Annotated in this window: 10 protein-coding genes; 1 reads left to right on the plus strand and 9 read right to left on the minus strand. The window is 65.5% G+C overall.

Translation table 11 applies throughout. From position 1 onward, the window contains the following. Positions 1 to 46: 46 nt before the first annotated feature. Positions 47 to 871 (plus strand): aspartate dehydrogenase, encoded by an 825-nt coding sequence (locus tag IVB32_RS24455; protein ID WP_247370216.1) that lies wholly within the window; start codon positions 47 to 49, stop codon positions 869 to 871. Positions 872 to 874: 3 nt separating this feature from the next. On the opposite strand, the gene IVB32_RS24460 is transcribed toward IVB32_RS24455, so the two are convergent. The 9 genes from IVB32_RS24460 to IVB32_RS24500 all read right to left on the minus strand — a co-directional run. Next, entirely contained in the window at positions 875 to 2,179 is a 1,305-nt protein-coding gene (locus IVB32_RS24460; protein ID WP_018454279.1) for a sorbosone dehydrogenase family protein, read from the minus strand. Between the two features lie 142 nt (positions 2,180 to 2,321). Continuing rightward, a complete protein-coding gene (locus IVB32_RS24465; protein ID WP_018454280.1) occupies positions 2,322 to 2,531 on the minus strand; it encodes a hypothetical protein in 210 nt (69 codons plus the stop codon). 124 nt (positions 2,532 to 2,655) lie between these two features. Continuing rightward, entirely contained in the window at positions 2,656 to 3,282 is a 627-nt protein-coding gene (locus tag IVB32_RS24470) for an isoprenylcysteine carboxylmethyltransferase family protein (RefSeq protein WP_007600907.1), read from the minus strand. 30 nt (positions 3,283 to 3,312) lie between these two features. Continuing rightward, entirely contained in the window at positions 3,313 to 4,344 is a 1,032-nt protein-coding gene (locus tag IVB32_RS24475; protein WP_018454281.1) for an NAD-dependent epimerase/dehydratase family protein, read from the minus strand. 29 nt (positions 4,345 to 4,373) lie between these two features. Next, positions 4,374 to 4,910 (minus strand): Mpo1-like protein, encoded by a 537-nt coding sequence (locus IVB32_RS24480; RefSeq protein WP_018454282.1) that lies wholly within the window; start codon positions 4,908 to 4,910, stop codon positions 4,374 to 4,376. Positions 4,911 to 5,064: 154 nt separating this feature from the next. Beyond that, positions 5,065 to 5,736: an OmpA family protein gene (locus IVB32_RS24485; protein WP_018454283.1), complete on the minus strand. Its 672-nt coding sequence runs from the start codon at positions 5,734 to 5,736 to the stop codon at positions 5,065 to 5,067. Beyond that, positions 5,736 to 6,152 carry a hypothetical protein gene (locus tag IVB32_RS24490; protein WP_018454284.1) on the minus strand — a complete coding sequence of 139 codons (417 nt, stop codon included), beginning with the start codon at positions 6,150 to 6,152 and terminating at the stop codon, positions 5,736 to 5,738. Before IVB32_RS24490 ends, IVB32_RS24485 begins: the two co-directional genes overlap by 1 nt. 88 nt (positions 6,153 to 6,240) lie before the next feature. Further along, positions 6,241 to 6,531 carry a type II toxin-antitoxin system HicB family antitoxin gene (locus IVB32_RS24495; RefSeq protein WP_247370219.1) on the minus strand — a complete coding sequence of 97 codons (291 nt, stop codon included), beginning with the start codon at positions 6,529 to 6,531 and terminating at the stop codon, positions 6,241 to 6,243. 7 nt (positions 6,532 to 6,538) lie between these two features. Next, the coding region (locus IVB32_RS24500; RefSeq protein ID WP_247411708.1) for a 3'-5' exonuclease at positions 6,539 to 8,856 on the minus strand (2,318 nt) is incomplete at its 5' end.

Genomic DNA, 8,856 nt, shown 5'->3' on the forward strand with positions numbered 1-8,856 from the left:
GACGCCTGAGGCGCTATGACATCGACTTGGCGAGAGGGGTGATGCGATGGCTGAACGGACAGCTTCGAACGAATTGCGGGTTGCCGTCGCGGGGCTCGGCTCGATCGGCACCAAGATCGCCGCCGCGCTCGATCAGGGCATCGAGGGATTGACGCTCTCCGCCGTGGCGGTGCGCGATCCCGCAAAGCATCAGAAATTGCTCGGCAGCCTGCGTCGTCCGCCATCCGTATTACCGCTCGACCAGCTTGGCGACGCCGCCGACATCGTCGTCGAATGCGCCCCGAGCAGCCAACTCCGCGCGATCGTCGAGCCCGCGGTGAAACGCGGCAGGGCCGCGGTCGTTGTCAGCGTCGGTGGGCTGCTCGACAATTTTGATCTCGTCGATCTCGCCCGGGCCAATGGCGGCCGCATCCTCGTGCCGACCGGCGCGCTGATCGGGCTCGACGCCGTCAACGCCGCCGCGATCGGCACAATTCACTCGGTGAAGATGGTGACGCGCAAGCCGATCGACGGCTTGAAGGGCGCGCCGCTCATCGTCCAGAACAACATCGATATCGACAATCTGCGCGAGCCGCTCAAGCTGTTCGAGGGGACCGCGCGAGAGGCAGCGAAAGGCTTTCCGGCCAATCTCAACGTCGCGGTCGCGCTGTCGCTCGCGGGCGTCGGGCCGGATCGCACCCAGGTGCAAATCTGGGCCGACCCGACCGTGACGCGCAATGTTCATCGCATCGAGGTCGAGTCGGATTCCGCGCGCTTCTCGATGTCAATCGAGAACGTCCCCTCCGAGAATCCCAAGACCGGGTTGATCACGGCACTGTCGGTGATCGCGCTGCTCCGCAAGCAGCGCACCACGCTTAGCGTTGGAACATAACCTTCAAGCGCCCGTCACGCGCCAGATCACGTTGCCGACGTCGTCGGCCATCAGCAGCGATTTCTTGTCGGGACCGATCACGACGCCGACCGGACGGCCGTAGGATTCTTTCTCGTCCGGCGCGAGGAAGCCGGACAGGATGTCGCGTGCTGGACCCGAAGGCTTTCCGTTCTCGAACGGGATGAACACCAGCTTGTAGCCGGACAGCGTGCTGCGATTCCACGAGCCGTGCTGGCCGATCGCCATGCCGTCGGGGAAGCCCGGCAGCGTGCCCGCGGGCATCCAGCACAGGCCGAGCGAGGCGGTGTGGCCGCCGAGCGCGTAGTCAGGCGTGAGTGCCTTGGCGACCATCGCCGGATCCTGCGGCACGCGGTCATCCACCGTCTTGCCCCAGTAGCAATAGGGCCAGCCGTAGAAACCGCCATCGCGCACCGAGGTCAGATAGTCCGGCGGCGTTTCGTCGCCGAGGCCGTCGCGCTCGTTGACGACGGTCCAGAGCACACCGGTCGTCGGCTCCCAGGCGAGACCAACCGGGTTGCGCAGGCCGGCGGCGAAGATGCGGTGCGTACCGGCGACGAGGTCGAGCTCGTAGACCGCGGCGCGGCCTTCCTCGACCTCCATGCCCATCTCGCCGATGTTGCTGAGCGAGCCGACGCCGGCATAGAGTTTCTTGCCGTCGGGGCTTGCGAGCAGGCTGCGGGTCCAGTGGCCGCTCGGCTTGAAAGTGGTGAGGCGCTTGCCCGGCGCGGTGATGCGATCGGCATTCGCCACGTACGGGAAGGCCATCACGCCATCGGTGTTGCCGACATAGAAGGTGTCGCCGACCAGCGCCATGCCGAACGGCTGGCTGAGGTTTTCCATGAACGCGCCGCGATACTCCGCGACGCCGTCGCCATCCTTGTCGCGCAGCAGCGTGATGCGGTTGGCGCTGACGCCGAGCGCGGCGGCGCGCCGCATCGTCGCTTGCATTGCGTAGTGAAACACGGACCGCGGCGCCCCCGCGATCTGCGTCGCCTCCGCGATCAGCACGTCGCCATTGGGCAGCACCTCGATCCAGCGCGGATGGTCGAGGCCGGTCGCGAACGCATTGACCTTGAGCCCGGGTGCGACCGTCGGCTTCTGTCCTTCGCTCCAGCCCCGCGCCGTCGGCATCTTCAGTGTCGGAATGGCGCCTTGCGGTTTTGCTTCGGGAATCGCGGGCGACTGGCCCCAGGCCGGCGCAGGCACGGTGCCTGACAGCTTCCGCCATTGCAGCGCGATGCCGCCGAGAAGCGCAACGAACTGCGCAAAGATGCTGGAAAACGTCATGAGAAGCCCCTGTTTGCGGGCGCATCCAACGGGCTGGCGGGGCAGACGTCAACCTGTGCGATGGGCCGCGGGGCTCTATTCCCGTGGAATGGCAGCCGTTCGAATTTGCATGGGACGAATGCCGGCAAGCGGGGCCCGGAGATCAGTGGCCGATCTGCCGCTCTGCCCGGCGCGCCGCGCGAAAATCATCCAGATGATGGATGTTCGGCGCGAGCGCGGCCTCCCTGGACAGGAGATGATAGACACGCGCCACGGTGCGCTGCTTCTGCTTCGGCCGCCCCGGCGGCAGCGCCCGCGCCTTGCGGACGGCGGCGATCGCGTGCTCGCGAAAATAATCGTAGGCGTCGGACATGGCTCGATGCTCTGCGGTCAGTGGCAGGTATCGAGAGGCTAACGGGCTGGAGGGAAGGCAGTTCCTCTCGCTGTCGTCCGGCGAAGGCCGGGACGACAGCGAATGTGGGGCGCGTCCGCCGCTCTCAGCGCGGCGACAGGAACGGGATGATCATCGGCACGCGGCGGCAATAGGCGCCGTAGGCGTCTTCGCCGAGCTCCTTGGACAGGAACACTTCTTCCATCCGGCCCTTCTGCCACATGCCGAGCGAGATCAGGATCGCGCCGAGCATCGCGGTCACCGTGCCGACCGCGATGCCGGTCACCAGCATGCCGAGGATCAGGCCGGTGTAGATCGGATGGCGTACGATGCCGTACGGGCCGGTGTCGATGACGCGGTGGTCTTGCTTGTGGGTGATGGTGTTGGACCAGAATTGTCCGAGATGCAGCCGTCCCCACCAGGTGAAGGAGATGCCGGCCAGCACGATCAGCGCCACCACGTAGACAGCTGTATTGCTGAACACCCAGAGCGGCTTCTCGCCGAGCACTTCCGCGGTCCATGGCGTGAACAGGATGCCGCCGACCAGGATCGGGATGCGATAGCGGCCGGACTCCAGCGTCATTACCTGCTTCTGGGTGCGGCCCTGCCAGAACGAGGCGCCGACCCAGCTTGCGAGCCAGGCGAGCCAGATCAGGGCGAGCAGTTGCGTCGGCCAAGTCGTGGTCCAACCACCCCAGGCGACAGAGAGAAGCTTGCTGAAATCGAAGGACATGCGGAAAGGTTCTTTGGGTTGGGCGGCAGCTCAGCTGGCGCGCGAGGAGAGCGCGTGATGCTCGATGGCGCCGGAGGCAAGCGCGCCGCCGCGGGCGAGAAGATGGGTGATGGTTTCGCGCAGGACCGGCTCGATCGGGCGCGGCGCGTAGCCGAGTTCGGTGCGCGCCTTGCTGATCGAGAGGTCGCTCGCGGCGAGCGCAATGCGCACGCCCTCGGCGGTGCCGTTGGGCGGCCTGCGCGTGATGCGGTCAGAGAGATATTCGAGCATGATGCCGGACAGCTCGGCCATCTTGCCGGGAACGACGACCGGGAATTGCCGGCGGCCGCTCATCGCGGACATCATCCGCAGAATCTGGCCGAGCCTGACGCAGTCGCCGCCGAGGATGTAGCGCTGGCCGTTACGCCCGCGTTCCATGGTCAGCACGAGGCCCATGGCAACGTCGCGAACGTCGACGAGATTGACCGGGAAGTCGAGATGCGGCTGCACTTTCTTCTGCAGGAAGTACCACAGCATCGCAGTCGGCGGCGTCAGATTGTGGTCGGCAGCACCGATCGGCATGGTCGGGGTGCCGATCACCAGCGGAAAACCTTCAGCTGCGGCCTTCGCGGCGCAATGCTCGGCCAGCGATTTCGACCGCGTGTAGGCGCCCGGCATCGCATCGGCCGGCTGCAGCGCCTCTTCGGCGGGAACACCGTTGAGGTCGGAATAGGGGAATAGGATCGATTCCGTCGAGCAGTGCAGAAAGCGCGAGACCCCGCGCTTCATCGCGGCCGCGAGCACGATCTCGGTGCCGCGGCAATTGACGTCGTGAAAGGCCTGCTTGTCGGCGACCCACATGCCGGGCAGGCCCGCGAGGTGATAGACCTGATCGACCCCAGCAATCGCGGCATCGACCGCGGCACCGTCGAGCACCGAGCCTTGGGCATATTCAACGTCGGCATACGGCGCGGCAGGCGCACGGACGTCGAGAACACGCACCCGCTGCCCACGGGCGCGGAGCGCTTCTACAAGATGATGTCCGATGAAGCCGCTGCCACCGGTAACCAGTACGAGAGCCATGCAGTAGGTTTGCTGTTTCGCGTCTAGAACTATCGGGTTGAAAGGGAATTGGTCGGAGCAGGCGCCAGAATCGCGGCAAGGTCGCGACGGAAGCCCAATGCAATGAATAATTTTGCCATGACAAACATCGGTCCAAGCAGAAAATGCGTGGGGTGGTCGACCATCGACGGCTGCCGCTCCTCGAAAACCTTGTGACCGACGATTTGCGACGCGACGCCGAGCCCGATCAGCACCACAAAAATCGACCACATCATGACGATCGAGACCTGATTGCCAATCGCGGTTGCGACCGAAAGCAGCACGATCATCGAGGCGAGGATGCCGAGCCCGATCCCGGCGTCCAGCATCAGCCAGTAGGCCAGCACCGGCAGGGCAAGAACCATGGCCAGGCTGACCTCGATCCCGAACACCGGGAAATGGACCAGCGTCAGCGGCAGCACGGCGCCGGTGAAGAGCAGGAGGATGCCGACCACGTGCATCGCGCAGTTCCAGGGATCGCGATGATATTCGACGTAGTCGGCCAGCTGACGTTGAAAATAACTGGCCATCTCGGTCTCGTGCAGCATGGGGTCGGGCAGGGCGAAAAAAGCCTATAGCACCTGATAGGGCGGTGCACAAACCGGCGTAATTGTCGCGCGAAACCGCGCTGTTGCGCTGTGAGACAGGTCACAAAAGAAACGTGACTTCAAAGGGTTGCGTCAGACGCCGTGGCGCGTCCGCTCAGCGCTTCTTGGCGGGCTTTTTCGCCGCAGGCGCAGGTGTCGCAGCGGGATGCGCAGGCGCTTCCTCCGGTACCTTGGCGTAGGTCAGGATTTGCAACTGGGCGTTGGCGGCTGAGGTCGGCCTGGCCCGGTCGAGAAACTGCTCCTCGCCGAGGCCGATCGGATGCAGCCGCTTGGTCGAGATCTTGAACGTGTTCACCAGCACGTCGCGTATCGCGTCCGCCCGGCGCTGGCTCAGGATCGCGTTGGCCTCGCGCGTCTTCGCGTTGGATTCGACATGGCCGACGATCAGGAACGTGTAGGGCAGCAGCGAGGCATGGACCAGCGCATCGGCGAGGCGGCCGACGGTCTGGTAGGACGCCGGCTGGATGATCGGCGTGTCGGCGTCGAACTGGATCTGCGCAGTGAAGGTCGGCAGATTGACCAGATCAGGCGCGATCAGCGGCCGGTTCACCGGACCGGGATCGTTCTTGATCCTGGCCTTGGCCCGCTCCATCACCTGCAGCTTCAGCGCGGGGAGATCGATCTCGGCGGCTTGTTCGAAATGGTTGAGCTTGCCGACGATGTCGTCGCGGGTTGGCGGCGCCGTCTGCGCTTCCGCTGTGCCCGCGAGCAAAGCGAGGCCGAGCGCGATGCATATTCCGGCGGTGGAAAGCCTCGTCGCTGGCATCACCGATACCCCGCGTCGTCAACGGCCTTCAGGCAATTGTTGCTGATGCCCTTGGGCGTCGAGACCAGGCAGGGGACCGCCTTGCTGGTCTCCTTGGTCGAGCCGCCGCAGACCTTGACGATCTCGCGCTGGCAGACGTTCGCCACGGTGACACGGGCTGCGACGCGCTTCTGGATGGCGTCGAAGGCACCGAGATAATCGCTCTGGCACTGCTGCGAGAGCACGTCGCGGTTGCGCGAGAGGCACTCCTTCAGGCGGGTCGAATCCGGGTTGACGCCGCGGCAATTGGCGACGATTTCCGCGCCGCAACTTTTCGCCAGCAGGCCGATCGCATCGCCAAAGCTCATGGTCTCCGCCGCCGCAAGCGACGGCATACCCAATGCCAGCAAGATCAGTGTGATGGAGCCCCGGACCATGGTCGCATCTGATACGGGGAAGTTCACGGTGGTCAAGGGCTGTTCGGACCTGAACTGTCGAGAGTCCGACCAGTGCGGCGAACAGTCCTCACTCCGTGGCCTCAGTGAGGGGTGGCCATTCGATCAGGGCGACCGTGTGCGTCCCGAGCTCGTCGGCGACATCAGGGTCGGCCTTGAGCTCGTCCAATGTCCGCGGCGGGGGAAGCTGGCGGCCGTCCGCGGTCAGTTCCTGTGCATAGAACGCGAGTGCCTCGGGCGCATTCTCCAGGGCCTCATCGACGTCGTCGCCGCCGGAAATGCAGCCGGGCAGGTCGGGAAACCACACGCCGACGGCTTCGTCCGGGCCGGCGTCCTCGATGATGGCGATGTAGTGCGGCATGCAGGCCTCACGCCCGCTGCACAAAACTGTCCACGACCTTCTTCTCCCCCGCCTTGTCGAAGGCGATGGTGAGCTTGTTGCCGTCGATCTTGGTGACGCGGCCATAGCCGAATTTCTGGTGGAAGACGCGGTCGGAGAGGGAGAATTCCGAGGTCGTGCCGGTGGATTTGGCCACCAGCTCGCCCTCGATCGTCAGCGGCCCGCGGCGGCGCGAGGAGAAGCTGCCGAAATCGGGCGAGGACGACTGGGACGAAAACGACGAGGCCTGTTCCTCGAAACTGCCGCGGCCGCCATTGCCGCCGCCACCGCCGCCGCGATTGCGATTGGCCTGGGCGCGCTGCCAGCCCGGGGTCGAATAGGTGGAGCCGAACGCTTCCATGTCGTCGAAGCGGGAGGCGCCGTAGCCGCCGGTGCCGCCCCAGGCCGAGCCGCCCTTGGATTCCGTGATCTCGACATTGGCCGCGGGCAGTTCGTCGAGAAAGCGCGAGGGGATCGTGGTCGACCAGGTGCCGTGGATCCGGCGGTTGGTGGCAAAATAGATTTTGGCGCGGCGGCGGGCCCGGGTCAGGCCGACATGACCGAGCCGGCGCTCTTCCTCGAGGCCGGCGCGGCCCTGTTCGTCCAACGTGCGCTGGCTCGGAAACAGGCCTTCCTCCCAGCCGGGCAGGAACACGTTGTCGAATTCCAGCCCCTTGGCCGAATGCAGCGTCATCAGCGACACCGCGTCCTCGTCGGCGCCGCTGTCGCGGTCCATCACCAGTGAGATGTGCTCCAAAAACCCTTGCAGGTTCTCGAACTCCTCCATCGAGCGCACCAGCTCCTTGAGGTTTTCGAGCCGACCCGCGGCGTCCGCCGAACGGTCCTTCTGCCACATCTCGGTGTAGCCGCTCTCGTCGAGCACGATCTCGGCGAGCTCGGTGTGCGAGGTGACCTCGCGCTGGGCGCGCCAGCGGTCGAACTGGGCGACGACGTCGCGCAAGGAGCCGCGCGCCTTCGGCTTCAGCTCATCGGTCTCGACCACCGCGCGCGCCGCCTCGAACAGCGGGATGCGGCGCTTGCGGGCGTGATCGTGCAGCATCTGCACGGTGGCATCGCCCAGGCCGCGCTTGGGCGTGTTGACGATGCGCTCGAAGGCGAGATCGTCGGCCGGTGAATTGATGACGCGGAGATAAGCCAGCGCATCGCGGATCTCGGCGCGCTCGTAGAAGCGCGGGCCGCCGATGACGCGATAGGGCAGGCCAAGCGTGACGAAGCGGTCCTCGAACTCGCGCATCTGGTAGGAGGCGCGCACCAGAATCGCGATCTCGTTGAGCTTGTCGCCCTGGCGCTGGATCTGCTCGATCTCCTCGCCGATGCCGCGGGCTTCCTCTTCCGAATCCCAAGAGCCTGTTACCGTGACCTTCTCGCCGTCCTGGTCCTCGGTGCGCAGCGTCTTGCCGAGCCGGCCCTCGTTGTGGGCGATCAGGTGCGAGGCGGCGGCGAGGATGTGGCCCGTCGAGCGGTAGTTGCGCTCGAGGCGGATGACCTTGGCGCCGGGGAAATCATGGTCGAAGCGCAGGATGTTGTCGACCTCCGCGCCGCGCCAGCCATAGATCGACTGGTCGTCGTCGCCGACGCAGCAGATGTTTTTGACGTGGCGCGTCTGCTCCTTCTCCCCGCTTGCGGGGTCGCGACGAGCTTCGCTCGCGCTGAGAAGGTCAGGATGAGGGGCTGCCTCCACGAGCTCAGCTTGCTGAGAGTCCCCCTCACCCGGATCGCTCGGGCGCGCAATTGCGCTGCCGGGCGATCCGACCTCTCCCCGCACGCGGGGAGAGGCAAAAGAAGTCGGCGCTTGGGACAGCAGCCGCAGCCACAGATATTGAGCGACGTTGGTGTCTTGATACTCATCGACCAGGATGAATTTGAAGCGCTGCTGGTACTGCCGCAGGATATCCGGGTGCTCGCGGAAGATGCGGATGTCCTCGAGCAGCAGATCGCCGAAATCGGCGGCGTTCAGGATCTTCAGCCGCTCCTGGTAGCTCGCATAGAGCTTGCCGCCCTTGCCGTTGGCGAACACGGCGGCTTCGCCCGACGGCACCTGCGACGGCGTCAGGCCGCGGTTCTTCCAGCCGTCGATCAGCCCGGCCAGCATGCGCGCCGGCCAGCGCTTGTCGTCGATATTGTCGGCTTGCAGAAGCTGCTTGAGCAGTCGGACCTGATCGTCGACGTCGAGCACGGTGAAGTTCGACTTGAGCTGCGCCAGCTCGGCGTGGGTGCGCAGGATGCGCCCGCCGATGGAGTGGAAGGTGCCGAGCCACGGCATGCCTTCGACGGCATGGCCGAGCA

Origin of the sequence: Bradyrhizobium sp. 23 (assembly GCF_023073295.1) — a bacterium.
Lineage (GTDB): Bacteria > Pseudomonadota > Alphaproteobacteria > Rhizobiales > Xanthobacteraceae > Bradyrhizobium > Bradyrhizobium canariense_D.

Coding starts and splice junctions, on each gene's coding strand:
- IVB32_RS24455 (WP_247370216.1), top strand. CDS start 47: ATGGCTGAACGGACAGCTTCGAACGAATTGCGGGTTGCCGTCGCGGGG.
- IVB32_RS24460 (WP_018454279.1), bottom strand. CDS start 2,179: ATGACGTTTTCCAGCATCTTTGCGCAGTTCGTTGCGCTTCTCGGCGGC.
- IVB32_RS24465 (WP_018454280.1), bottom strand. CDS start 2,531: ATGTCCGACGCCTACGATTATTTTCGCGAGCACGCGATCGCCGCCGTC.
- IVB32_RS24470 (WP_007600907.1), bottom strand. CDS start 3,282: ATGTCCTTCGATTTCAGCAAGCTTCTCTCTGTCGCCTGGGGTGGTTGG.
- IVB32_RS24475 (WP_018454281.1), bottom strand. CDS start 4,344: ATGGCTCTCGTACTGGTTACCGGTGGCAGCGGCTTCATCGGACATCAT.
- IVB32_RS24480 (WP_018454282.1), bottom strand. CDS start 4,910: ATGCTGCACGAGACCGAGATGGCCAGTTATTTTCAACGTCAGCTGGCC.
- IVB32_RS24485 (WP_018454283.1), bottom strand. CDS start 5,736: ATGCCAGCGACGAGGCTTTCCACCGCCGGAATATGCATCGCGCTCGGC.
- IVB32_RS24490 (WP_018454284.1), bottom strand. CDS start 6,152: ATGGTCCGGGGCTCCATCACACTGATCTTGCTGGCATTGGGTATGCCG.
- IVB32_RS24495 (WP_247370219.1), bottom strand. CDS start 6,531: ATGCCGCACTACATCGCCATCATCGAGGACGCCGGCCCGGACGAAGCC.